Below are 25,906 nucleotides of genomic sequence, written 5' to 3'. Positions count from 1 at the left end.
GGTGCTGTCATGTTTTCATTCATTGTGGTGTTTCTCATTACTTATGCGCTTTTTTCAATCTCCGGTGTGCTATTCCCAACAGATCTAACTTACTATAAGACTTTGAAAAAACCAAGCTGGAATCCGCCAGCTAAGCTTTTTGGCATCGCGTGGGGAATTCTTTATGCCTTAATTTCCGCTTCAGTGGCCATTGTTTATACCAAAACGGACGGATTTCAAGAAGCCGCTGCGAGCTATGTTCTTCTTTTACTCATCAACTATTTGGCGAATCAGGCATTTACTTTCATTGAGTTTAAATTAAAAGACCGGAGACTAGCCTTTCTGGACACAGCTATCGTAGCCATTACGACCTTCTTATTGATAAATGCTACAATTCCTTATTCCAAGCTCGCTGCATGGCTGTTAATCCCCTACTTGCTCTGGTCTTGTTTTGCTACAGTGCTCGCATGGTCCATTTATCAGTTAAATAAAGATGCTAAGCATTCTGTTTAAAACGGGAAAACCATGATTTCTTTGGAGCTGACGCCCTCCTTTCCCACATGCTCGCAGGCAAAATTTCGTGAAGCAAAGGACTTAATGCATCGCTTAACCGCTCTAGAATATCAGGTCTCTCTTGAATGCATTCACCTTTCATAACAGCTTGCATGACTTCCGCCCGTGATATTTCCGGCATTGTACATAGCGGTGCAGTCGGCAGCGCATCCAGCCATTCCTTGCGATATTGTCCAGGCAGATTTCCGTTTGCAACAAAATGAACCTTTTTGCCTCGTTTCTGATACATCATAAACAGCTCAAACAAAGCTCGCGAACGGGGTCGATGGCATTTGCCGGGAGAAGCATCCAGAAGCACAACAATTTCATCTGCACTATGGCATAGCTCTTGAACAGCAGCCTCTTGCCAATTCGTCGATACGTCCCAAATGACGATCGGCTTTTTAATTGTGTGAAGAAGTTTTAAGGTGTCCGCGGGATGCCAACTGCTCAATAACCCATCAGGATGAACAGGTACCCATGTCGTAAAACCATCAGTCCAGCTGGCTGCGGTCGACAACTTTTGCTCTGACACAAGATGATGGCTGAATGCATAATCTTTGGGTGCTTTGATATCGCCATATAAAAGCATGTACAAATCCGGTTCGATCGTAGGCTCTTCAACTACAGCGTTAGGAATCTGCCTAGCATGAAGAATTCTCGCCAAGGATATCGCCGCAAAGGTAGAGCCGGCTCCGGCAAATAAGCTTCCAATCACAATTAATTTATCCGAAGAAGTGGTGAGGTTGAGTTGGTCAGAATGTAACATTTCGGGCTGCAAGGGGGATGGTACCGAATAAATCGAACGAAGCCTCATTTTCACTTCCAAAGCTGATTGACAGCGATGTTGAGGATTCTCTTGAAGGAGTAATTGTATCGTAGTGGTCAGGACCTCTGGCAGGTCAGAGCGAATATGTCCCAACAGTTTCTGAGTAAGATAAGCATATTGCCCTCTGGATAATAAATAATACAACATGGACCCAAGTGTATACAGATCCGTACGAGCGTCCGTTTGGTCGCCACTAAATTGCTCCGGTGCTGCGAATCCTATGGTTCCCATCTGAACCGTGTCTGACTGTTTGCCGCGCTCATAATGCCTAGCCACCCCAAAATCAATCAAACGTACCTGATCATGCTCATTCAACATCACATTAGAAGGTTTAAGATCACGGTAGATAATAGGTCGAGGTTGAAACGTATGCAAATAATGAAATAGATCACATAGCTGAAAGGCGATGCTCACAATTTGGGCAACGGGCAGATCACGCCCCTGCTGATCAAATAAATCTTGTAACGTTGGCCCCTGGATATAATCCATCACCAAGAAGCCTTTTCCATCCTCCGTAGTAAAATAATCAACTAATTGCGGCAGCTGCGGGTGTTGCAGTGTGGCCAGCATTTCAGCCTCTTCCAGAAAGCTCGTCAGCGTACCCTCAAGCGGCATACATTCTTTCACCGCCCATTTCTTCCCTTTAAGCTTCATATCTTCCGCCAAATATACGTGGCTCATCCCGCCTTGAGCGAGAATCGCTTCGATCCGATATCTGCCTCCAAGGCAAGTTCCAATCCAATTTATCTTCCTATTCACAGTAAATAAAAGCCCCCCTTATCAGGTAAGAATTACCTTGATTATAAGAGGGACATCTTTATAAATCTACATTTTTTTCCACATTCTATGTCTTTTGCAAATATAGCGTCAATTCTTCCCGATTGTGAAACAATTGTTTGGCTTTAAGCAGGAACAAGGACGGCTCCAATATCCGTAAAATATCGCGAACCGTTTGGAAAGGTTTCTTGTGCATAAGCTTAACCGTAATGATCGCCGTTCCCCCGCTCTGCAAGGAATAGAGAAGATCAGCCACAAGTCGTCCCATCTGCCGAGGGTCCCAGCTCATGTCACAAACAAGCAGATCAAATTCATTGTCCCGCAGCTTTACATCTCCGGCATTTTTCTTATGGATCTTGAGCAGTGGATTGCCAAGAAGCCGAGGACTCATCGCCGCTGGATCAATGGCTGTTACTTTCAGCCCACGTTCCAATAGCAAGGAGGTCCAGCCCCCAGGAGCTGCGCCGATATCAAGCGCCGTACGAGCCACACTGAAATCAATTCCGAACCGCTGTTCAGCTTCAAGCAGCTTGAATTTGGCACGGGAGATTTGGTCTTGCTCCTTCATAAAGCGGATAGCGCCACCCGACCAGTCGGATAAATTGTCGCTTGGCTTCGACAGTCCTACGAACAGCTTCGCAGCACTAATATATACCGAAATAATATGATCCGAATAACGAACAACAGGCTCACCCAAGATCTCGGAAACGATAATCTCGTCGAATGCAGCCTTAATGGAGAAAGGCGCATAGGGCACATCAGCGCGCTCATCTTTGCGAACCTGCGTAGCTATCTTCTCACCAGGAAGAATGAGACCAGCTTGAAAAGCTTCTCTCAACCAACCTTTGAGATGTTCAATATCCGCATCCGTACGGCTTATTTCAAATTCTTGAGTAACAGGCTGAACATGCCTTAGAAACATAGGCTCCTGTTCTTTGATGACGGCTATCGGATCTTCAATCTCCGCCGGTACTTCGAATAAAAACACTTCCGTAGGCACCAGCAAATAGAATTTCGTTAACGGGAATAACTTGCGTATTTCATCTTGCGCATATTGAGCGAACCCATGGTTCGAGGTGCCAATATAAGTATTTGTATGTGTCATAGCCGCATCCTTTATGTAAACTTCAATTCTATTCAATGACCTTGATCCAAGGACGATCTTGATACCACTCTAACGAAATTTGCACATCAAAAGCTTTTTGAATATTTTCAGGCGTCAGCACTTCTTCTTTGGGACCCGCCGCAATCAATTCCCCTTGTTCAATAATGGCAACATGCGTAAATAAAGGGATGATTTCTTCAATGTGATGAGTGACGTAAACGACAGTAATATTCTGTTTGCTTAGATCGTTGACATCTCGCAAAAACCGCTCTCTCTCGTAGAGATCCAGACCTGCCGCGGGTTCATCCATAATCAGAATGGAAGGTTTCATCATCAGTGAGCGTGCGAGCATCACTTTTTTGCGTTCGCCCTGGGAAAGACTTCCCAAAGGCTGATTGGCCAAATGAGGAATACGAACCTGCTCCAGCATAACCAATGCACGATCTTTTACCTCTTGCGGAATTTCCTGATAAAACCGTAGAAAAGCATATTCACCCGTCGCTACAACCTCTTGGACAGGATCGTTCAAATTCATTTTTTCAAATAACGATTGCGAAATATAGCCGATTTTCTTACGCACTTCCCTGACATCGCATTGCCCGTAACGATTGCCCAATACATCTACCGTCCCCCGACTAGGGAATTCGTATCCATTCATCATTTCGAGCAGTGTTGTTTTCCCTGATCCATTGCGACCCAGCAATACCCAGTGTTCACCTGGTGCGATGTGTACGTTCACATCATTTAGAATATGTCGTTCTCCGCGGATAAAATGAATATGAGATAAATGTATCATATGACGTTAGATTCCTTTCTTATTGCGCTTCTTTCGGATAAGTACCTTGTGCAATTTGTATAAGCAGCTCATCCGGAATCCGGTTCGGATACACAGACGTCCCTTCCGGCTTGGCCGTATAGAGCATTTGGTACATAGCTGTGCAAGCCGCCCGACTAGAGGTATGAATATAAATCGTCCTAGGGAATTTCTGCTTATGAAGAAGCCAAAGCACGACATCCATTCCCGTTTGCGCTGAAGTCCAGCCTAGATCATGATCAAGGGAAAGAATATCCACTTCGAATTCTTCAAGCAGCAAGACGCACTCATTGACATCCTTGGCTAATGTAAAACCAGAGGGACAAGGTCGCAAGTCATCTAAGTATACATGAATCATGACCGGATTTCCTTTCTTGTTCATGTCGTTTGACAATTAAGTATCTTTGACCAGCGATTTCACAAGGGCGATCTCCTGTGTATGCGTACCATCTGCACCCGAACTCGTTTCTAATACGATTGGAATATGAGTTAAGAATGGTGAACTCAATAGCGTTTCGAAATTCTCACGTCCAATATAGCCCGCCCCAATATTCGCATGCCGATCTCGCCGAGACCCATAGGGATATACCGAATCATTCAAATGAACGGCTTTCATATGCGGGAGATAATCAAGCTGCAAACCCTTAGTCTCCAGCTCGTTCCAGTTATGCCCCTGCCATAAGCCACTAGCAAAAGCATGACACGTATCCAAGCAAAATCCGATCTTCCCTGGAGATTCGCACAGCTTCCTTATCTGAACCATTTCTTCCATGGTTAGGCCAAGCTGAGCGCCTTCACCAGCCTGATTTTCAAGAAGAATGAGAGAAGAACCCTCATAGCCCTGCGTCGCACTATTCAAACATTGTATTATATTTTTGTAGCCTTGTAACGGGTCTTTTCCAACATATTTTCCAAAATGCACCACGAGCCCCACTGACCCACAGGCATCGGTAATGTCGAGCGCATTTTTCAACAGATTTACCATCAGCTCGCGCTCAGCCTCTTCAGCTGCTGGATTTAGCGGATATGGCGCATGGCCAATCGATAACAACCCATGTTCCGAACACAAATGCGCACAGGCTTGCGCATCTTGGTTATTCCATATTTTTGTAGAAAGACGACGAGGATTCATCGGAAAATATTGAAAGGCACTGGCGCCTAGCGATAACGCTGTTTTGGCCGCACCTAAATAACCACCTCTTGTGCTAACGTGCGCCCCAATAAATCGTTCACTTTGTTGCGCTTTCATGATTGGCAATTCGCGCAATAGAAACATTTACGACTGGAAACTTCTTCCTTAATCAAAAGGTGCCCACAGCGCAAGCAAGGCTCGCCTTCTCGATCATACACACGACATTTGGCATCAAATTGTCCCGTCAACCGGTCCCCAACAAATAAGGGTTCCTCCATGTAACCACCAAACTGAATAGCTTCAAGAAGCACAGTTCGCATCGCTTGATAAAGTCGATTCTGTTCTTCCTCTGTCAATGTAGGCAATTTACGCAGGGGCAGAATCCCCGCAATGAAGCAAATCTCATCCGAATAACAATTCCCGATACCGGAAAGAAAGGACTGATCAACAAGCGAAACTTTCAGATTGCTTTTCTTACTGTTCAACACTTTCTGAAACTGTGGAAATGTAAAGCCAGGCTCCAAAGGTTCCGGCCCAAGCTTCCCGAATAATTGTTGCACCTCAGACGGAGAATGCATATGCAAATACCCTAGGCGCAAACCAATGAAATATAAGTGCTTCAATCCAAAATCAATGACAACCTGCGCCGTTCTATCTGGCTTTTCTTCTTCCGAGCCGTAAAACATCCATCCCCCAAGCATCAGATGCAAAACCAATATCTCGCGCGTTTCCAAGTAAAATAGTAAATGCTTAGCTCTGCGGTCAATTCGGATAATCCGATTTCCCGTCAAGGTTCGAACAAAAAAATCCGAATCTACATTCAAAGATTTAGGACGAGTCACCTCTGCGCCTGTAATCTGTCTCCCTTGAATCAAGCGTGTTAATTGCTGACGATAGGTTTCCATTTCTGGAAGCTCGGGCATGTTATTTCCTCCTTGTTCTTTTCTTCCTTGTATGTCCAAAAGAAGGGGAACGTAAACGGAAATGGGATCATGCTGAGCCTGATTTGGAAACGTTTATATTAATCCTTCACTCACATAGATCGGCTTCATTCTTCTAGTCTTGGAGGCAGCTCTTTGATTAGCTTGCACCGCCAATGCGGTTGATTTGCGCACAGGTGTTTCTGATTTCCTCAGCTTGTCCTTTAGGCGCCTGATCCGCTTCTCTAAAGCTTCCTCGACTTCATGTTGTTTCTTATCTGCGCGCTGCAGCGAACGGCGACGCCACAGCTTCGCCCAAGCCTCTTCCGCATAAAAAATAGCTTGCTCCCAGTTCCGCTCACGATGCTCGTAGAACATAGCTAGTTCTAAATAAGGATCAATCTGCAAGGCAATACTCGCATGCTTAATCGCTATCCATCTTTTCCACAAATCAACTGCGCGAGAGTAATTCGCTCTTTTCTTATAAAATGCAGCCAACTGCAGAATCGCATGTTCGTAATCCATGGAAGATATTTCACCTTCCTGATCATTCATGAGCCTAGTGAATAATTCACTGAAATAGCTTTCTGACTTTCGTTGGCGCTTCATTTTGTCAAGCCATTGGCCGGTCCTAAAAAGCTCTTCGAGCTCAAGTTCAGGCTCTGGAATAAACGCAGGCGTGTCATCTGACAGCAGTTTGCCGAAATGAATGGCCAGCGCCGCTAAGGTTACAATGTCATGCTCATTATGCACGAATACCCCTTGGAGGATAGCTGGATTCTTCTCAGCCAGATACTGAAAATATAAGGTTGGCGCCATCGAACCAGGAACGTCGTCCACTCGTTCAAAGCCTAGCCGGCTTTCTTCAACTTTGCTTAATCGACAGGAGGTCAGCGTATTTCGCCACAAGCTGCGTGATGAATAGAGCAGATCAAGTTGAAGCAGCTTGGCATCGTCCAGCTTAAGGCGATTCAGGACATAGCGATTTTTCAGAATCGGCCAGTCAAACGTGCGACCATTATAAGAAACAATATGTGTAAAACGGCTCAGCAGCTCTTGCAAATATACAAGCATTGCCTGTTCTTCCGCAGGATTGCGAATGAATAGTTGTTCCACCGTGAAAGACTCAGCTGTATAAAAGCCGATGCCGACCATGAACGGCACATTGCCCGCACCGACGCCAAGTCCAGTCGTTTCGGTATCGAAAAAGAGCAGCGCTTCGTGCTGGACGACCTCGTCACGGTCGTGAAAGCCGCTCAGTTGCTGCGCCACTTCGGCCAGCTCACGCAGCCGATACTTGCCATGCACGCTGTGCGCGCCATACGTACAGCGCCGCATGATGAACGAGCCCGCTGAGCTCGTTTCTATATGAGCGCCGAGCTGCGCCCACTCGCCGTCTGCCACAGGCAGTGGCGGCGGAGCTGCTTGCGCCGCCGGGCCCTTCAGGCGGCCCAGCCTTTCGCGCAGCCCGCTCATCGGGCACCGCCGTCGAGCTGCGCCAGAAGCTCCAGTGCGAGCTTCTTGCCAAGCAAGCCGACCTCTTCGATCGGCCCGACACAGGCCGGACAGCCGCTTATGCAGCCGCAGCTCTGAATCAGGCTGTGCGCTTGATCCATCAGTTGTCCGTGCACCTCGTACAGCCGATCACTCAAACCGACGCCGCCTGGATAGCGGTCATAGAAAAACACGGTCGGGAGCTTATTATGCACCGCCTTCACCTGTGGAACAACCCGAATATCCATCGGGTCGCACATCAAATACAGCGGTGCCAGATGCGAGAGAACATTCGCAATGCCAAGCAGCGCGTACTGCATATCGTTAGCCGAACGTCCGGCGGACATCTCTTCATCAAAGGTGAACCAATAGGAACTGGTATGGAGTTCTTCCTCCGGCAGCCGAATTGGACCGGAACCTATGTTCTCATGTGTCCTTAGACGGATTTTTTTGAAAATGGTTGGCTGCGCATTGATGGTTACTTCACCTAATTGACGAAGCAATCCCCCGCTTCTGCCCTCACGGTTCACATGAAGTACTTTCAGCTGCACGGCCATACTGGCATCGGTATAATAATCCACATCAACTTGGCGAACGAAAGCTTTCTTCTCTTCATAGTCCAGCTTCTCAACTTGAAATTGGACCCCTTCATGTATATATATGGCTTCTTCATGAATAAGCGTTGGCGCACTGAAGCGGTCACACTCGCCAATAACCCGATTCGCGTTAGTCATATCAATAATAATAAAATTCTCTTGAGCTGCTGAGCGAAGCGATATATTGTGAGCTGGAAAAGACTGCTCCATCCAATACCAGCGATCATTCACTTGATGAAGCACCTGCTCCTCCGTTAAATACTCAAGCACATCCTTAAGAGATTCATCGCCAAACTTCTCATTCGCCTCAAAAGGCAGCTCATACGCCGCACATTTGACATGATCCACCAAGATGATCAAATTGTCAGGATGAATGCGCGCTTGCTCTGGCGGCCGCTCAAAAAAGTACCGGGGATTCTGAATCAAATATTGATCCAGCGGATTGCTGCTCGCGACGAGGATCGTCAGCGAGGTCTCCTGCCGCCGTCCTGCACGCCCGGACTGCTGCCAAGTGCTGGCTATCGTGCCTGGATAGCCATTGAGCACGCACGCTTGCAGCTGGCCAATGTCGATGCCCAGCTCCAGCGCGTTCGTGCTGACGACGCCGCGGATTTCGCCGCTGCGCAAGCCCTTCTCAATCTCCCGGCGAAGCTTCGGGAGATATCCGCCGCGATAGCCGCGAATCGATTTGCTGCCCAGCTCGTGGGTCACGAGTTCCTGCAGATAGGTCAGCAAAATCTCAACGCGCACGCGGCTCCGAGCAAAAACAATCGTCTGTATCCCGCTTCGCAGCAGTGTGCCTGCCAGCTTGCGCGTCTCCAAGACGGAGCTTTTGCGAATCCCCAGCTGTTGGTTAACGACTGGCGGATTATAGAACACGAAGTGCTTCTCGCCTGCCGGCGCTCCGTTATTGTCAATCAGCTTGACGCTTTCGCCAATAAGTCGCTCCGCATGCTCTTTGGGGTTGTCGATTGTGGCGGAAGCGCAAATAAATTGCGGCTTGGAGCCATAGAATCGACAAATGCGCTTGAGCCTGCGGATGACATTCGCCACATGACTGCCAAATACGCCGCGGTAGGAATGCACCTCGTCAATGACGATATAATTCAAATTCTCGAACAGCTTCACCCATTTGGTATGATGCGGAAGAATCGCAGAATGAAGCATATCCGGATTCGTTACTACAATATGACCGGCATTCCGAATAGCCTGTCTAACCGTCGGGGGCGTGTCGCCGTCATAAGTATGAGTCTTAATGTCGACTTCCATAAAGTCTACCATTTCTTGCAGCTCGGCAACCTGATCCTGGGCCAGTGCCTTTGTTGGAAATAGATATAGTGCACGAGAAGCATCGTTCTCGAGAATTTTTTGGAGTACGGGCAGATTGTAGCAAAGTGTCTTCCCCGAAGCCGTTGGCGTCACTGTCACTACGTGATGACCGGCTGTCACTTGATTGAAAGATTCCGCTTGGTGCGTGTATAGCTGATGAATGTTTTTGTGCCCGAGTGCAACACGAATACCCTCATGCAATCCATCTGGAAAAGAAGCCAGCTTGGGATCACGCGGGGGTATTGTATGCCAATAGGTTACTTGCGACATGATCTCAGGCGACTTGCGCAGCCCTTCAATCATTTCTACCATGGAGGAAACTTTACCTGTTAAAGGATTCATATGCGAATCTCCTTATGCATTTCGTTTCTTCCATTTTACAGAATATACGTTCGCATGTCTACATAAGATCCGATGAATCATCGTAATCATACCGTAAACCATCATGATCTCCATTAGTAAGAGCAGCGTTCACATGGAGGGCATGCTTGGCACTCTCTTGCATTTTGACTAAAACTTCTTGATAATCTCTAGAGCGCTGTTCTTCCTTTTCGTATTTCATAGCCGCTCGCAATGCTCTTTCAATGATAATGACATCATGACTAGTAAAATTCACAGTTCCTCGCACCCTCTTCTTGGAGCTTGATTTCATAACAACTAGTTTTGCCAAAATCGAGAATTACCATACTATTCATGGGAATTTTCAGAAACTCGTATTACTTGTAGAAATCAGGTAAAATTAGGAAGAATACAATCTGAAGGAGGAATTCATAGTGACAAGCTCTCTACCAACTGAAATCGAAACGAATCGTCAGCCCGATCATGAAATCAATCCGCAGTTCCTAACACGCTGGTCCCCGCGCTCATTTACGAATCAAGAAGTAACTGAGGATGTACTTCTTAGCCTATTCGAAGCAGCAAGATGGGCGCCATCCGGCAGCAATTTGCAGCCTTGGCGTTTCATCATTGCACGTACGGATGAGCAGAAAGCCAAGTTCCACGAATTCATTATGCCTGCTAATCGGGAATGGTGCGAGAAGGCTCCAGTGCTTGCCCTTGTGATCTCTCACACCAAGACATCAAGAGGCGACAACAATCCCAGCCATCAATTTGATGCAGGTACGGCTTGGGGATATCTTGCCCTAGAGGCCAATAACCAAGGACTTGTTACTCATGCTATGGGCGGATTCCATCGTGACCAAGCTCGCGAAGCGCTGCAAATTCCTGAGGATTATGACATTCACGCTGTAATCGCGATCGGCTACCGCGGCCCTGTCGATGCCCTTGCCGAGAAATTTCAAGAACGCGAAACGCCTTCAACCCGACGTCCCCTTAACGAACTGCTCTTTTCTGGAGAATTTGGCCAGACCCTCTAGCAAAAGCAAAGAAGTCTTGCTCCCATTAGGAGCAAGGCTTTTTCGCTATTCTTTCATTTATACATAGGGTGGGTCCCATGCTTTTTTATCCCATCCCAGCGTGTCGCTGACGACTTTCATGTCACGGTCAAGATGTACATTAACGCCGAAGGACAGCTTGCGTTTATACCAGAAACGTACATCACGCCACTGTACCTCGTAGCCATCACTCTTCTCGCTCCAGCTTACGTGAATTCGCTGCGCAAAGTGCAGGAATGCTCTAACCCCATCGGTCCCCATCGTTGCCTGCACGATCGGATGCGTATCCGCATTGGTATATTCCGCTTTGCTATACTCTTCTTGCACCTGGATACGACCCTCGCGAATCTCTCCCAAATAAAATCGCTTATCTCCCTCGACAACAAATTGCCAATGAAACCAGCTCAGGCTTGGAATAAGATGACATATCGCATCGCTGAGTTTAAGCTCATTTTGGACCGCTTCGATCAACCGTTTGCGCTGTGATGCCCTAATCGCGATATAGAAGAAGCTTGCGCCATAGATGAGCCCGAACATTTCACCGATGTGACTGCCACCGCTCCCTCCCCAAATGAAGAGCCAAACTAGGATTCCCAGCGTATGAAGGGCGAATAAGAAAGGTTCATACAGACAAAGCGTGTCCAGATGGAACCATTTCGCAGACAAAGGTCGAAAACACTGGACGCCGTACACATTAAACAAATCGAGAAACACGTGAAACACGACGGCTGCAAACGTCCACAAATATAAGCTTATTAAGTGCTCCCAGACACCAAACATCGCTGCTAGAGGTACACTGATAAGGACAGGCCAGATAAACAAGGCCGGCAGTGAGTGTGTAATGCCGCGATGAACACGCAAATATGTCGCGTATCCTTTGAGGCGAGCCAATGTATCGAAATCAGGAGCGTGCGAGCCAATCAGCGTGCCTGCAAGTATGGCATGCGCTAAATTTGGATCTTGCACGACTGCTGGTTCCAAGCAAGCTAAACCTGCTAGGGAGACGCCGAAAAGTAAGTGGCTTCCTGTGTCCATCTGATGATCACCTATCCTTTGGATCGATGTATGTTATCCCACTTCCGCTGTTGCAAATGCATGATTTCCTACTAAGCTGCCTTCGACTTCATCTGAACCATTTTCCCAACGCTCATGTGTATTAAACCAGTAAAACCAAGCCGCTGGCTGTTCACGAACGACTTGCTCAATGAATGAATTTAAAGTGAGATTCGCCGCGGAACGCTCTTTACGACCAGTTCCATCAAATTGTTCATGCAAATATATCGGTGTGCCAAATTGAAGCTGATGCTTAAACCCTTGAAGGCGATAGCCATAAAAGGGGACAACGGGTACTTGCAGTTCCAGCGCCAACATAGCTGCACCTTCTGGGGTGCGCGTTAGTTTGCCGAAAAGTCTGGATAACGGAAAGTTCGGCCGCCAGAAATCACCAAGCAGAAAGACGATGCCACCTGAACGCACATGCTTTTTCAAAGTTCGGTACATTTCCAGCTGGGGAACGCTATCATAATCCAAACCTTTGCAGCCCAATGCAGCAAACTTCGAGTAGAGAGGTTTAAGTTCTGGACTCCCTGCTGAAGCAACGGTCAAACAGTCATATTTCTGCGATAAATACCAATAATAATAGAAAAAATTTCCAACATGCGGAGTAAAGATGATGAAGCCTTTCCCGTTTGCCTGTTTACTCGCGTCTTCAAGCGCATTCTCACCTAGAACATTAAAATTAGCTGTAGAATGGGTTGGCAATGTTTGGGATCGAAATAAAATTTCGCACAAAGTAAACACGATATTTTCCACGTAATGCTTGATCAATAGTTTCAATGAACGCTCGGGCATTCCACCCAGCAGCTCTACTAGATTAAGCTTCATACGCCGCAGAAATCCTTTGCTTAGTGCCATATATACAATAAAAGCGACCACTGAGCATGTCATTGAAATCATCCAGTTAGGGAACAAGCTGATGACTTTTTCAATTCGAGCCATTTTCTCCTCATTAGACGTTAATTGACCGATCCAATCGTACAAATCAGATCCTCCTTGCTTGATTAGGTTGTAAGAAAATGACGTTTATAACGACGCGTAATGCGATCTTTTTGTAAAATGATGAAAAAATCCACAGTCCCGAAACTCTCGTCATAAGCCGGATCTCCGCCAATCTCTGCACCAAGCCATTGATAGCCTTTCATCAGAGGCGGGAGTTTGCGGAAAATGTCTTTATCATTGCTGTCTATTTCAAATTGTGCAAGACCATGAATGCGATGTGTAGAAAGTGGCTTAACTCCGTATCGGTCAGTAATGACTTGTTTGTGCAGGAGCAGTGAATAGATCAAATTCAGTTCTTCCAAATTCTTGATATGAACGCTCGCACAACCTATCAAATGCGTATAATTCTGTTCACTGATATAACCGGCAATACCTTCCCACAGCAGTTGAATGGCTTTGCCTCCGCGATATGCTGGATCAATGCAGCTGCGCCCGAGTTCAAGCGTGTGTAATTTGAGAGCAGCATAGGACGCCAGATCGAATTCCGTTTCTGAATAAAATCCAATTCCATGCAAAGCACGATCTCCAGGAAGCAATCGGTACGTACCAACCACCTGCTCAGTTTCGATATCTTTGACAATCAGGTGATCACAGTACGCATCATAAGCGTCTCTTTCAATACCCTCTTCGTTTCGCAGCTGCAGATTGTTCTCTTCCTCAACGAAGACTTGATACCTTAGTCGCAGGGCTTGCTCAATCTCTCGTGCACTGCGGGCAAGCGAAACCGAAAGCTTAGTATGCTGGGCGGCCGTATTCAGAAGTATTCCACTCAACTTCCTCACACCTTTCAACTGGAGTCTCACTTCTCAAGGTTAGCAGAGGATTATTAAATGTTCGTCTTCGTGTTGTTAAGCTTTTGTAATTTTTGCGCGGCATGCCAAAGACCGCAACACGTCTTCTAGACGAATTGCGGTCAGCATTTCACATTTAACTTATAAACTTCATATAAACAAGCAATCTATTCAGCATGACAGCTGCCTGTGCTCTTGTTGCATTTGCGTGCGGATCAAGCTTGGTATCTGAAACACCTTGAATCAACCCGTTTTGTAAAGTAATGGCCATGGCTTCTCGAGCCCAATCGTCAATGGCATCATGGTCTTTAAAAGGGGTCAGAATCGTGTCTTCTGACGCAGTCACAGCCGTTTGACCAGCGCTTTGTAGGGTGCGAGTCACCATAGCTGCCATCTGCTCGCGGGAAACTTTCTGAAGCGGACGAAAAGTGCCATCATCATAACCTTGAATGAGTCCAGCTTTTGCTGCCGTATCAACGATTCCAGCATACCAATCTTCTTTGCGAATATCTTGAAAGTTTCCACTTCCAGAAGCATCAAGGCTATTCTCACGAAGGCCGAGCGCTCTGATTAACAAAGCAGCAAACTCAGCTCGTGAAATCTCTTTCTCAGGATCGAACTTATCACCGCTCACACCACTGACAATCCCCTTCGAAGCTAGCTTCTCTACATCAGTTTGCGCCCAATGAGCCTGCATATCCACAAAGGACTTATTCCCATTAATAACCGTATAAATACCGCCATACTGGTCCTTAATATGCATCGTCCACTTGCCTTCATCATTGCTTAATGTAGATGGAACAAAAAATGATTCTCCCGTCATCGCATCTACTCGGACTGCTGTAGAATTGGTTGGGTACGATGCTCCCGGCAAAACAAGCGAACGCTCCACATAGAGGCCATCTAGCGTGTTAAGCACGTTTCCGCCGGCACTAATCTGGAATTCCATAGGATTCGTGACTAGCAAGCTGGCATTAGTATCAGCTACCTTCTGACTAACCGTTCCAGCTAGTTGTCCTGCTATGTGCTTAATTTGCACGCTGATCAAACCATCTCCACCGCCAGCTTGCATGGCATGATTTTTCATTAGCAGCAGTGGAATAGACATATAATTGCCGTCCAATTCAATCCGAATAACAGCCTTATAGTTGGTCATTTGTACATAGGCCAAAGCACTTGCAGGAAATTCAATCAGGGTTGTATCCTTATAATCCTGTAGATGCATTGTCAATAAAGACTCAGCATTGGCATTAAGTGTAGTAAAAGCAGAATTTAAGGCCTCCCCATTTACCCGAACTCTGGACAATAAACCGCCTTCTGGCGAATTCTCGCGAATTAATTCACCATTCAAGACACTATTGGATTTATTCGCCAAAGCATTGACGACAACACTTTGCAAAGTTACATCCACGGCAGGTCCAGTCGTTGACCAATTCCCAGCCAAATCACCCGCTTCAACCTTAAAATGATAGCTTTCACCTTGCGTCAAACTTGTCAAATTGGCTGATTGCTCACTCCCGCTTACGGTTGTTAACAAATTCGAACCGTTGTATATCCGGTAAGAGGTAACACCAACATTATCCGTTGCAGCCGTCCAAGATAACGTCACACTAGAATCTGTTGGCAGCGAAGAGGTTAGACTGGATCCATAATTCCACGTAGGAAGCAGCCCATCAACCGCGCCCGCGCCTACTGTCACATAGATGGAAGTAGATATCCCATTATAAGTGACTGTTATCGTAGAACTGCCTGCGGACAACGCTGAAAGATAACCGCTTGAGTTGACGTTTACAACCGCGGGATTCGAGCTGGTATAGCTTGAACTAGATGTTACATTGGTCGCATTATTATTACTGTCATAAGCATTGATGGTTAGATATCTGGTTCCGTTAAGCGCCAAGCTTACATTGCTGGAATCTGCTTCAATTCGACTCATGGCTGTTGTCACAGAGACCGTCGTTGAAGCAGTGAAACTGCCATAACTGGCAGTAACCGTTGTTGTACCTGCGGATAACGCCGTTAAGGCTCCGCTTGCGTTTACAGAAGCAACAGAAGGATTTGAACTTACGTAGGTGATACCGCTTGTCAAAGTTTGCGTACTGCCGTCATTTTTGTAACCGATCACATACGGATAGCGATTCGCGCCGATCTGTAAGGAATAAGAATACGTGTCAAAAGCAATACGATTCAAATTCGCAAGCACCGTCGAAACCGTCACGGATGCCGAAGCTGTTTTTCCCTGATAGGTTGCGGTCAAATAGGTCGTCCCGGATGAAACACCCGAAATAATTCCGTTTGAGTTAACCGTTGCTATCGAAGGATTGCTTATCGTATAGGTCGCTCCGGTTGAAATATTTTGTGAATTTCCATTGTTGTATGTGCCTGTCAAATAGCTGGTTGCGGTCTGGCCTGGCACTATAGCATAATTGGTCAAATCAAGCGCAATTCGATTTAAAGTTTGCGAAGTACCTGGCGTCGCTCCCCCACCCGGTCCATAGATCTGAAACTCAGCTACATTCGCATATGTGCCCGGTGTACCCACGCTTGTCGTTGTTAAACGAAAGTAGCGAGCCGTTACATTCCCTTCATCCACATAGCGCGGATCTCCCAGCTGTGAATTTCCTGTGCGGTCTGCAAAGGTATACCAAGTAAGCCCATCGATCGAAAAATCAATCTTGTAGCCATAAGCCTCGCGCCGTCTCTCATATGTCGTCTCAAAACGCTGCACATTGAGCAGCTGCCCGAGGTCAACTACAAGCCACTGCGGCAATGTGGTGCTGCTTGGCGCCCAGCGAGTTGATAAATCACCATCTACAGCCTTTGAAGAACCAAGTGCAGAGGAGAAACTGCTATACGCAGCTGTCGTTAAGGGAAAGCAGCAAGAGAGGTTCATTCGTTGTATAGACGCGAAAATCATAAATACTTGCTCCATCGCCAGGAGTCCCTACGCCTAACACTTGTATGCGTACGAATCTAGCTAGACTATCCCCAGTATCGGAATAATAGGGGAAATTCAGCTCCATATTCGTAGACTTATCGGCAAAACTGCTCCAATTCATACCATCCGTTGAAGTTTCAATCGTGTACTGATAGAAGCTATCAACATGTTCAAAAACCGTTTCAATACGCTTCACGTGAACGTTCTGAGCAAGATCAACCGTTAGCCATTGCGGCAATTGCAAGCTCCCGGCGGCCCATTTGGTCTGAATAAACCGATCTATGGCTTGGTTTGCACTGTAGGTTGCCCCTGTCACAGAAGAAGCAACGGCAGATTTTCCTTCAGATACAGGAATTTCCGCTGCCTTGGCAGTCTGGCTACAACCTATTAAGCTAAACATTGCACTTACAAACACGACTAGGAATAGTTCCATTACAGTCCGTCTGTAAACCGAATACGTCATGTCCACCCCCATTTCTTAAGCGTTTACATTAATTTTATCAGATCAAAAGCACATCCGTATATAGTCGATTTTTCCACAATATTGCAAGGGATTCGATCAAGCTACAGGCGATAAAGGTGAATCAAATGTCGAAGTGGTCATGTCAAAAGAGCGTGCTTTAGCGTTCGGCCAAAAGAAGCAAACTGACGATGACTTTTATCATGATTCAGGATCTTTGTAGGCCTGACATATTTCTCTAATCATAATGTAAAAAATGGAGGACATGAAGATTGAAAGCAGCACTTCTGCCCAAGTGATTCCCATAGTTTCACCTCAGATTTCTAACTGCTTTTGGTTAGTTTATGAGTGAAACGGGATAAAATAACTGCTCACTAATGAAATATTCACCTTCCTTAATAAAGCAAAAGGCTGTCCCCTAGGCTTCCAGATCAGATCCGTTCACCCAAGTGTAAAAGCCTGCGAAAATACAGGAATTTCTGGGCGAATTCGGTTGAAAAGTGGAAATGCCTGCAATTGTGCAGGCATTTTTATCTTTTTCGGCCGCTCATCCAGAAAAAGCCTCAAAAACCTGCACAAACGCAAGAATTTAATAGTTCAGCCTGTTTCAGGAGAAAAAAAGATGCATAATTGCAGGTTTAGAGAAAGCAACTGAGCTAGAGCTCAGAGAAAGTAGGAAGCTGATCAAGAGATTCTCAGAACCCGTAACAGCTATAGTGAAATAGATCCGGACGCCGAGCTGCCGGTAATCGAAAAGTAAAAGTAAGTTTGGTATAGGCACGATTAATCCTCTCCGAATCCCAATGAGAAAACCTCTATCGAGGCCATTCAAAGATGAGCGACCGCGTTTAGAGGTAGGTTTTATCGCCAAATAGAAAGACGTTTTCGGGAACCGAAAACTTATACTTTCTATTGTGGTCAAAAAAGCTGTCCCTCAAGTAGATTCATCTACTTATGGACAGCCCCTTTTCACACCTTTCGCGGCAATTCGAAACTCCAAAAATCTTTGGCTATATAGCTGTTCATATGAACTTGCTGAGCCTCATGCAGAAGTTCCGACACTGCATCACCTTGATAGCGTGAACTGATATGCGTCATGATCAGGACATTGGCCCCTGCTTCCCGAGCTATCCTTGCTGCATCATGTGATGTAGCATGATCAAAGGAATATGCCAGCTCCTGCTTGTCCATGGCAAACGTCGCTTCATGAACCAATATATCCGCGCCGCGAGCAAGTTGTTGTGCTCCATTGCAATAACGTGTATCACCTAGAATGACGATGATCCTCCCAGGAATCGGAGCTCCCAGATAATCCATCCCGTGGAGCGTTCGACCATCTTCCAACTGAACCGTCTGGCCTTGCTTCAGCTTTCCATAGATCGGCCCTGCGGGCACCCCCAGTTCCTTCAGCTTATCCTGCATGAGCTTGCCTGGCTGATCCTTCTCTATGATTCGAAAGCCAAAACATTCAATCCGATGCTCCAATCGTGCCGTCTCCACTTGAAAGCTGTCATCTTCGAAAATAATGCCCTCTTCGAGGATCTCCACGATCTGAAGTGCATACGTCAAATGAGCACCGCTCACTTCAAGGGCTGTATCAACAAAGCGCTTTAACCCTTGAGGGCCATACAGCGTAAGTGGCGTATCTCCTCCTAAATAAGAGCGGCTTGTTAACAACCCTGGAAGACCGTACAGATGATCGCCATGCAAATGAGTGATGAAGATCATTTCAGTACGTCCCAATTTCACAGGTGAATTCAGAATCTGCTGCTGTGTTCCTTCACCACAATCGAATAACCAATAGGTTCCTCGTTCTTCAAGCAGGTTCAACGCTATCGAAGTCACGTTTCGCTGCTTGGAAGGCATACCTGCCCCTGTTCCCAAAAAATACAAGTCCACGATTTCAAACTCCATTCTCTGCTTGTGAATTACAAATGGAAAGCGAGGACGCTGCCGAACATGAATGTCCGTATCAGCTGCCTCGCTTTATTCATTAACGTTCTAACCTACGTTAAAGTAACGCGCCTCTTTATGTCCAAATACAATGGCCGATACGGATGCTTCCGGTTCCATCATGAAGGATTCTGTCAACTCGACTCCGATATCCTCAGGCTTCAACAAGTTGAACAGCTTCGCTTGATCCTCCAGATTTGGACATGCCGGATATCCGAAGGAGAAGCGCTGACCGATATATTTCGCGCCAAATCTCTCTTGCATAGTCATATCTGCACGATCGGCAATCCCTAGTACATCCCGCATAATATGATGGATGCGTTCCGCAAATCCTTCCGCAACTTCTAGAGCTGTTGCCTGCAGCGCATGGGATTTCAAATAATCCCCTTTATCCCGCCATTCCTTGGCCAGTTCATTAATATCATGTCCTGCTGTAACTAATAGGAACCCTACATAATCCATTTGGCCGCTCTCAACGGACTTCAAATAGTCTGACAAGCACAGGTACGGCTCTTTATCCTGACGCGGGAAGGTGAAAGTCTCAAGAACCTTGCTGTGATCCTGCGGATCATAAATAATGATATCATTCCCATTTGATTGAGCCGGGAAGAAGCGATACATCCCGTGGGCCTTGATGATGCCATTTTTCTGAGCTGCATAGAGGATGGAATCCACCGTATCTTTTAACTGCATAGCCTTCGCATCTTTGTCGCCAAGCAGCTGTTCAACTTTGCCTTTTAAGCCTAAGTGATGCCCTAGCAGCATTTGCATATTGACATATGGCATCAAATGACTGATTGGATAATCCCTGAGAATGTGGCGCTCTGTATCCTGAGGAACCTGAACCGGCAAATCTTTGGAAACAGCGGAAGAACTCACACGTGTTAGCTGAGGCATGACTTCTTCTTTCTTGCCTGCATCCATAACGTCCGATTCCAGGCTCTCTCTGAGCTCTTGAATGAGTCGCTTGCGTTGTTCAGGATCACTAAGCCGGTTGGCAATATCCAACCCGTCCATCGCATCCTTCGCATACAGGACAACACCTTCATACTCCGGCTGGATACGTGTTTTCGTGAACTTACGCGTCAGCGCGGCGCCGCCAACCAATATGGGTACATCTACACCAGCTGTCTTCAAATCCTGCGCCGTGATTACCATTTGCTGCGCTGATTTGACAAGCAACCCAGATAAACCAATCGCGTCCGGCAGTTCTTTCCGATAAGCTTCAATAATTTGCTCAGGCGGTACTTTAATGCCGAGATTAACAATTTTATAGCCATTATTCGATAAAATAATCTCGACCAGGTTCTTCCCGATATCATGCACATCGCCCTTCACCGTGGCCAAAATAATTTTGCCCTTCACCGCAGTTTCGGATTTCTCCATAAACGGCTCCAAATAATTCACGGAAGCCTTCATCACTTCGGCACTTTGCAGAACTTCTGCGACAATTAACTCATTGTTGTTGAAAAGGCGGCCTACTTCCTCCATTCCCTTCATAAGCGGCCCGTTAATGACCTCCAGCGGTGAATAGGTTTGCAAGGCAATCTCCAAATCTGGAATCAAGCCTTCTTTGGTTCCTTCAACCACATAAGAACCTAGTCTTTCTTCCAAAGAAAGATTCGAAATTTTCTCTTTTTTCTCAACCTTTTTCTCACGGAAATGAGCAACGAATTGAGCAAGTGTATCGTCGTTCGTATTATAGATGAGCTCTTCAGCTAATTGACGTTCTGTGTCCGGTATGGAAGCATACCGTTCAAGCTTCTCTGTATTTACGATAGCATAATCAAGACCAGCTTTCGTACAGTGGTACAAATAAACGGAGTTCAGAACCTCACGCCCAGCATCCGGCAAACCAAAAGAGATATTGCTTAAGCCCAGAATCGTTTTGGCTTTCGGGTATTTCTCCTTGATCATCTTAATTCCTTCAATGGTTTCCACAGCAGAACCGATATACTGCGGATCTCCTGAACCAACAGGGAACATATTCGGATCGAAGATAATATCTTCTGGATTCATCCCATACTTCTGTGTTAAAAGCTCATAGGAGCGCGTCGCCACTTCAATTTTCGCCTCGCGCGAAACCGCTTGACCTCGCTCATCAATGAGAATACAGACCACAGCAGCCCCATACCGTTTGATTAATGGCAAAATGCCTTCAAATTTCGTTTCGCCATCCTCTAAATTAATCGAGTTAATGATAGCCTTCCCTTGTGAATATTTGAGTCCAAGCTCGATAATGTGATCATACGTGGAGTCAATCATTAACGGAACTTTTACTTTTTTCACAACCTGCTGCATGAACTCCTCAACCGCATAAGCCTCATCAATGTCTGTATCTTGTAAGTTAATATCGATAACATGAGCACCGTTCTTCACTTGCGTACGAGCAATTTCAGATCCTTCTTCAAACTTGCCTTCTTTGATCAGACGTTTAAATTTGCGCGAGCCCGAAATATTCGTCCGTTCACCAACCATAATAGGACGGTTCTCAGGTTCAATGAACAACGTCTCAATCCCGGAAACAGCAGGCAAATGAGTCCCATATTCCGTTCTAGGCTTATACTGACTTAATGTCTCGGCCATTGCACGGATATGTTCCGGCGTAGTTCCACAGCAGCCTCCTGCGATATTCAGCCAGCCCTGCTCGGCAAATCCAGCCATTTTCTTAGCCAATGATTCCGGAGATTCGTGATAGTGGCCGTTCTCATCAGGCAAGCCTGCATTCGGATAACAGCTGATCGCTGAATCTGCGATATCAGATAGCGTACGAATATGATCCCTCATGAACTCGGGACCGGTTGCACAGTTAAGTCCCATAGAGATAGGCTTCAGATGTTCAAGTGAAATATAAAAGGACTCAATATTTTGACCGGCTAGCGTAGTCCCCATCGGTTCAATCGTTCCTGAGATCATAATCGGAAGCTCAATACCCGTTTGTTCAAATGCACGGCGAATTCCGATGCTTCCCGCTTTCACGTTCAGCGTATCTTGGGAAGTTTCCAACAAAATGGCGTCTACACCTGCTTCAACCAAAGCTAATGCCTGCTCATAGTAGCTATCTTCCAACTGTTCGAATGTGACTCCACCTGTGACAGACAGCGTCTTCGTAGTTGGACCCATTGCGCCTACAACATAACGCGGCCACTCCGGTGTTGAGTACTTATTTGCGGCTTCAATCGCCAGCTTGGCTGCCGCCAAATTTAATTCCCGATGACGGTCTTGTAAATCATATTCTGCAAGAACCACACTCGTTGTACCGAATGTGTTCGTTTCTATCATATCAGCACCCGCAGCGAAATAAGCTTCATGAATTTTACGGATAATGTCCGGGCGTGTGACGCAAAGAATTTCATTACACCCATCTAGATCATCGCTTCCGAAATCATCAGCTGTTAAATTCTCCTGCTGAATCATCGTACCCATGGCACCATCGAGTATCATGATCTTTTTCTTGAGCTGCTCTTGAATCGGCGGTTTAGACATTACATGACTCCCTTTCAACTTATCCTACACGATATCTAATTAAAAACGACAAATTATGTTAAGATTTAGTGTAACAGAATAAGGCTTCTATGAAAAGATTATGAATAAACTTAATTACCCATAGGATTTATCGGAAAAATTTCTCTTCCTCCATCGACAGCCACCCTCATTTCAACTATAATACATAGTATATTTATTAAGAAAGAGGGATGCAGCATGGCACAAATAAGAATTCGCAAAACCAATGAACGAATTGAAGGCGAAGCAGAAGTAAAAGCCTTCTTGGATAGCCACAACGTCGTCTATGAGCACTGGAATCCAACTAAGCTTCCTGAGGCGCTTCGCGAGAAATTCATCTTGAGTGATGACGAGAAGGCTCAAATCATCAGCACGTATGAAGAAGAAATCCGTGACTTGGCCGCTAGACGTGGCTACGAAATTTGGGACGTTATTGCCCTTTCGGATTCAACGCCTGATATCGAAAAGCTTCTCCAGAAATTCGAGCAAGTCCACACGCATACCGAAGATGAAATTCGCGCTATCGTGTCCGGCAAAGGAATTTTCATTATTAAATCCGAAGACGAAGTTGGTTACTTTGACGTTGAGCTTGAGCCTGGTGACGTAATTTCTGTTCCAGAAAATACAAACCATTTCTTTACCTTAATGGACAACCGTGAAATCGTCGCTGTTCGTCTCTTTATCGAAAAAGATGGCTGGGTTGCTTACAACATCGAAGATCCGGACTTCATCAAAGCTTAATTCTATTAACAAAAGCCCAACGGTGCAGGACATTGGTCCATACAGCCGTTGGGCTTTTTGAATGATGGTGTTACCCGTTCGCAATGATCGGTATAATATCTTGAAGTCGTGACACCTCGTACGCTGGTACGATCTCGTCACCACTTTGAAGGCCATGATGGTTAATCCATATATTGCGCATCCCCACCCTGCCGGACCCCAGAATATCCGTTGTCAGCTTGTCCCCAATCATGATTCCCTCTTCAGCTTGAATATCAAGCAAACCTAAAGCATGATTGAAAATAGAAACATCTGGTTTCCCTACCCCAAATTCCCCAGAGATCACGATGTGGTCAAAATAGGCTGCGATGTTCGGTACACCTGCCAATTTTTCTTTTTGCAAATCGGGCGAACCGTTTGTTAATAATAGAAGCTTGTACTTCCCTTTCAAAGCGTCCAACACTCGGAATGTTTCCTCATATACGAAAGGACGGCTGCGGCGTTCCGCAGGAAAAAGTTCACCAAGCTTGTAACCAAGCTCGCGGTCTTCTATGCCCAGCGCGCTTAACCCTCTTGTCCAAGATTCCGTGCGATAACCGGGTGCTAGCTTTTCCAGCTTACGAAAGTTCTCGTTCTCACCTTGCGTAAAATTAGCCCAAAGGCCTTCAAATGGATTAATGCCTATCATCTTCGTGAATGCAAAAGTATCATATGTTTCATATAATGCGCGTGCTTCCTTGCGAACAGAAGCTTCTAGTTCTTCAGGATTCACTGCTGCATGCTTTGCCGCTTCGGCACATGTCGCTTCAAAAGCTTCCTGCACACTTCGGTCATCCCACAGGAGCGTGTCATCCAAATCAAAAAGCACAGCTTTCAACGTCATCATTCATTTCCCCTTTTGAATGTTGTTTCTATATGAACAAGCAACTACTCTTCGTCCGTAAACTTGATAGAATCAAGTTGAACTTTAAGATTGCCTCGGAAAGCTTCAATGTACTTTTTTCTTAATTCATTGCGTTCATCAATTTCTTCATCAGTTAAGCCGACTGTTTTTGCTTTGCGCGCAAGTTCATTGATACGCTCAATGTTTTTATCCATATCGTCACTCATAATGATCCTCCCAGACAAAAATTCAATATGACTAATACTTTGCCATCCCAATTCAGGAATGTCAAGGAAACAGCAAAAAGAGGTATAGGAAAAGTCCTCACCCCGATGTTATATAAATTAAATAATTGTGAGATTGGATCACGGAAGAATAAGTACTTGTCCTTCTTGAAGGGCGCTGGTCGTTAAATGATTGATTGTCTTAATTTTATCTATATAGGAACGAATGTTCTCTCCACTCTTTTTATGTAATGAAGCAATCTCCCAGATCGTATCGCCACGTTGAATGACAACTCGTTCTTGAACGATTGTTCTGTAAATTTGATTTGAGTTTGAAGGAGATTGCTTAACCGCTGAAGTGTTTGTAGAAGTAGTTGCTGCATCCCCTGCATAGGCTTGAACCATAGCACCACACGAAAACACCGCTACCAGAATAATCGCTAACAAGAAAAAGCGAACAAACGCTTTTGTGTTACCGAAACTAAAAGTCATCCTTTTGGATGCGTCAGCTGATCTACGAGGTAGGTGTGAGTGGTTAGTGTTCGAATAAGCCATATACATGAGTAATCATCTCCCAAACATTTGTTCTGGTATCAGAATAACACGAACACATGTTTGAGTCAATCCTTTTTCTCGAACTTATGTTTGTACGAACTCGGGTTCTATGTTATACTTTGGGTAATGATTCCCAGTATTGGAGTGATAACTATTGAGTAAGATTTCGCAGCGTCAGCAAGCTATATTGGATTTCATTAAGAACGAAGTGAAAGATAAGGGGTATCCGCCTTCCGTTAGAGAAATCGGAGAAGCTGTTGGACTAGCTTCCAGTTCTACTGTACACGGCCATTTGGAACGTCTTGAGAAGAAGGGTTTAATTCGTCGAGATCCTACCAAGCCACGTGCAATTGAGATTCTGGGCTTGGATGGCGCAGAAACGCATTTTGCCATCTCTGTCGCTCGCGTACCTCTCGTCGGGAAAGTTACCGCCGGTGTTCCTATCACAGCAACAGAGAACATTGAAGACTATTTCCCGCTTCCCGTCAGTATGGTCAAAGACAACAATGTATTCATGCTCAGCGTTATGGGAGACAGCATGATTGATGCCGGTATTCATAATGGTGATTATGTCATCGTTAAGCAGCAGCAAACAGCTAATAACGGAGACATTGTTGTAGCAATGACAGAAGACGATGAAGCAACCGTGAAACGCTTCTACAAAGAACGTGACCATATCCGACTACAACCGGAGAATTCCGCTTTACAACCGATTCTCCTGAAGCACGTAACGATTCTGGGTCGTGTTATCGGCTTGTTCCGCGACATGTAGCATGGCATACAGGACTACTTTTATTTTTTGAATCGCACTAAAGTGGATAAAGGCGAATTCCCATTCAATTGGAATGGAAATTCGCCTTTATTTTGGTTTTCTTTATATTTGCTATTTTTATGATGTC

23 protein-coding genes are annotated in these 25,906 nt (G+C 45.8%); 4 read left to right on the top strand and 19 right to left on the bottom strand.

Features of this window, described 5'->3' with window-relative positions; all coding sequences use genetic code 11:
• Nucleotides 1–9: 9 nt before the first annotated feature.
• Nucleotides 10–492, top strand: a complete 483-nt coding sequence (locus BC351_RS38355) for a TspO/MBR family protein (RefSeq protein WP_079420944.1) — start codon at nucleotides 10–12, stop codon at nucleotides 490–492.
• Here the strand turns inward: BC351_RS38355 and BC351_RS38350 are convergent.
• The 9 genes from BC351_RS38350 to BC351_RS38310 form a co-directional block, all read right to left on the bottom strand.
• A complete protein-coding gene (locus BC351_RS38350; RefSeq protein WP_079420943.1) occupies nucleotides 476–2,119 on the bottom strand; it encodes a serine/threonine protein kinase in 1,644 nt (547 codons plus the stop codon). The two genes, BC351_RS38355 and BC351_RS38350, sit on opposite strands and share 17 nt — an antisense overlap.
• Nucleotides 2,120–2,204: 85 nt before the next feature.
• Complete coding sequence (locus BC351_RS38345) at nucleotides 2,205–3,242, bottom strand: SAM-dependent methyltransferase (protein ID WP_079420942.1); 1,038 nt, start codon at nucleotides 3,240–3,242, stop codon at nucleotides 2,205–2,207.
• Nucleotides 3,243–3,270: 28 nt separating this feature from the next.
• Nucleotides 3,271–4,038: an ABC transporter ATP-binding protein gene (locus tag BC351_RS38340; RefSeq protein WP_079420941.1), complete on the bottom strand. Its 768-nt coding sequence runs from the start codon at nucleotides 4,036–4,038 to the stop codon at nucleotides 3,271–3,273.
• Between the two features lie 19 nt (nucleotides 4,039–4,057).
• A complete protein-coding gene (locus BC351_RS38335) occupies nucleotides 4,058–4,414 on the bottom strand; it encodes a cyclic-phosphate processing receiver domain-containing protein (protein WP_079420940.1) in 357 nt (118 codons plus the stop codon).
• 36 nt (nucleotides 4,415–4,450) lie between these two features.
• Entirely contained in the window at nucleotides 4,451–5,332 is an 882-nt protein-coding gene (locus BC351_RS38330) for a deoxyribonuclease IV (protein WP_167388057.1), read from the bottom strand.
• Entirely contained in the window at nucleotides 5,302–6,111 is an 810-nt protein-coding gene (locus BC351_RS38325) for an Fpg/Nei family DNA glycosylase (RefSeq protein WP_079420939.1), read from the bottom strand. The genes BC351_RS38330 and BC351_RS38325 overlap by 31 nt, the downstream gene beginning before the upstream one ends.
• 93 nt (nucleotides 6,112–6,204) lie before the next feature.
• On the bottom strand, nucleotides 6,205–7,584 hold the full coding sequence (locus BC351_RS38320) for a ribonuclease H-like domain-containing protein (RefSeq protein ID WP_079420938.1): 1,380 nt from the start codon (nucleotides 7,582–7,584) through the stop codon (nucleotides 6,205–6,207).
• On the bottom strand, nucleotides 7,581–9,869 hold the full coding sequence (locus BC351_RS38315; protein ID WP_079420937.1) for a DEAD/DEAH box helicase: 2,289 nt from the start codon (nucleotides 9,867–9,869) through the stop codon (nucleotides 7,581–7,583). The genes BC351_RS38320 and BC351_RS38315 overlap by 4 nt, the downstream gene beginning before the upstream one ends.
• Nucleotides 9,870–9,927: 58 nt before the next feature.
• Nucleotides 9,928–10,143 (bottom strand): hypothetical protein, encoded by a 216-nt coding sequence (locus BC351_RS38310; protein WP_079420936.1) that lies wholly within the window; start codon nucleotides 10,141–10,143, stop codon nucleotides 9,928–9,930.
• Between the two features lie 157 nt (nucleotides 10,144–10,300).
• Between BC351_RS38310 and BC351_RS38305 the strand changes: the two genes are divergently transcribed.
• On the top strand, nucleotides 10,301–10,903 hold the full coding sequence (locus tag BC351_RS38305) for a nitroreductase family protein (RefSeq protein ID WP_079420935.1): 603 nt from the start codon (nucleotides 10,301–10,303) through the stop codon (nucleotides 10,901–10,903).
• 57 nt (nucleotides 10,904–10,960) lie between these two features.
• Here BC351_RS38305 and BC351_RS38300 read toward each other — a convergent pair whose 3' ends face one another.
• From BC351_RS38300 to metH, 7 genes are all read right to left on the bottom strand, one after another.
• The gene (locus BC351_RS38300; protein ID WP_079420934.1) at nucleotides 10,961–11,956 is read right to left on the bottom strand and encodes a metal-dependent hydrolase; all 996 of its coding nucleotides are present in this window, start codon (nucleotides 11,954–11,956) and stop codon (nucleotides 10,961–10,963) included.
• Nucleotides 11,957–11,989: 33 nt separating this feature from the next.
• The gene (locus BC351_RS38295; RefSeq protein ID WP_079420933.1) at nucleotides 11,990–12,961 is read right to left on the bottom strand and encodes a lysophospholipid acyltransferase family protein; all 972 of its coding nucleotides are present in this window, start codon (nucleotides 12,959–12,961) and stop codon (nucleotides 11,990–11,992) included.
• A 20-nt stretch (nucleotides 12,962–12,981) separates the two neighbouring features.
• Nucleotides 12,982–13,752, bottom strand: coding sequence for a GNAT family N-acetyltransferase (locus BC351_RS38290; RefSeq protein WP_144028663.1), 771 nt, complete (start codon nucleotides 13,750–13,752; stop codon nucleotides 12,982–12,984).
• A 154-nt stretch (nucleotides 13,753–13,906) separates the two neighbouring features.
• A complete protein-coding gene (locus BC351_RS38285) occupies nucleotides 13,907–16,687 on the bottom strand; it encodes an S-layer homology domain-containing protein (protein WP_158082375.1) in 2,781 nt (926 codons plus the stop codon).
• Complete coding sequence (locus tag BC351_RS38280) at nucleotides 16,620–17,171, bottom strand: discoidin domain-containing protein (protein WP_158082374.1); 552 nt, start codon at nucleotides 17,169–17,171, stop codon at nucleotides 16,620–16,622. Before BC351_RS38280 ends, BC351_RS38285 begins: the two co-directional genes overlap by 68 nt.
• 966 nt (nucleotides 17,172–18,137) lie before the next feature.
• Entirely contained in the window at nucleotides 18,138–19,067 is a 930-nt protein-coding gene (rnz, locus tag BC351_RS38275; protein ID WP_079420930.1) for a ribonuclease Z, read from the bottom strand.
• Between the two features lie 102 nt (nucleotides 19,068–19,169).
• On the bottom strand, nucleotides 19,170–22,607 hold the full coding sequence (gene metH / locus BC351_RS38270) for a methionine synthase (RefSeq protein ID WP_079420929.1): 3,438 nt from the start codon (nucleotides 22,605–22,607) through the stop codon (nucleotides 19,170–19,172).
• Between the two features lie 216 nt (nucleotides 22,608–22,823).
• Here metH and BC351_RS38265 point away from each other — a divergent pair, with 216 nt between their 5' ends.
• Nucleotides 22,824–23,366 (top strand): cupin domain-containing protein, encoded by a 543-nt coding sequence (locus tag BC351_RS38265; protein WP_079420928.1) that lies wholly within the window; start codon nucleotides 22,824–22,826, stop codon nucleotides 23,364–23,366.
• Between the two features lie 70 nt (nucleotides 23,367–23,436).
• Here BC351_RS38265 and BC351_RS38260 read toward each other — a convergent pair whose 3' ends face one another.
• The 3 genes from BC351_RS38260 to BC351_RS43710 form a co-directional block, all read right to left on the bottom strand.
• Entirely contained in the window at nucleotides 23,437–24,228 is a 792-nt protein-coding gene (locus tag BC351_RS38260) for an HAD family hydrolase (protein WP_079420927.1), read from the bottom strand.
• A 44-nt stretch (nucleotides 24,229–24,272) separates the two neighbouring features.
• The gene (locus BC351_RS38255) at nucleotides 24,273–24,455 is read right to left on the bottom strand and encodes a DUF896 domain-containing protein (protein WP_079420926.1); all 183 of its coding nucleotides are present in this window, start codon (nucleotides 24,453–24,455) and stop codon (nucleotides 24,273–24,275) included.
• A gap of 138 nt (nucleotides 24,456–24,593) precedes the next feature.
• On the bottom strand, nucleotides 24,594–25,013 hold the full coding sequence (locus tag BC351_RS43710; RefSeq protein WP_244209319.1) for a LysM peptidoglycan-binding domain-containing protein: 420 nt from the start codon (nucleotides 25,011–25,013) through the stop codon (nucleotides 24,594–24,596).
• 148 nt (nucleotides 25,014–25,161) lie between these two features.
• On the opposite strand from BC351_RS43710, the gene lexA reads away from it, so the two are divergent.
• Nucleotides 25,162–25,779, top strand: coding sequence for a transcriptional repressor LexA (gene lexA, locus BC351_RS38245; protein ID WP_079420925.1), 618 nt, complete (start codon nucleotides 25,162–25,164; stop codon nucleotides 25,777–25,779).
• The last annotated feature ends 127 nt before the right edge of the window (nucleotides 25,780–25,906 follow it).

Source organism: Paenibacillus ferrarius (assembly GCF_002027705.1).
GTDB classification, from domain to species: Bacteria; Bacillota; Bacilli; order Paenibacillales; family NBRC-103111; genus Paenibacillus_E; species Paenibacillus_E ferrarius.
The sequence above is the reverse complement of the archived record's forward strand: the minus strand, read 5'-3'. Positions and strand labels throughout refer to the sequence as shown.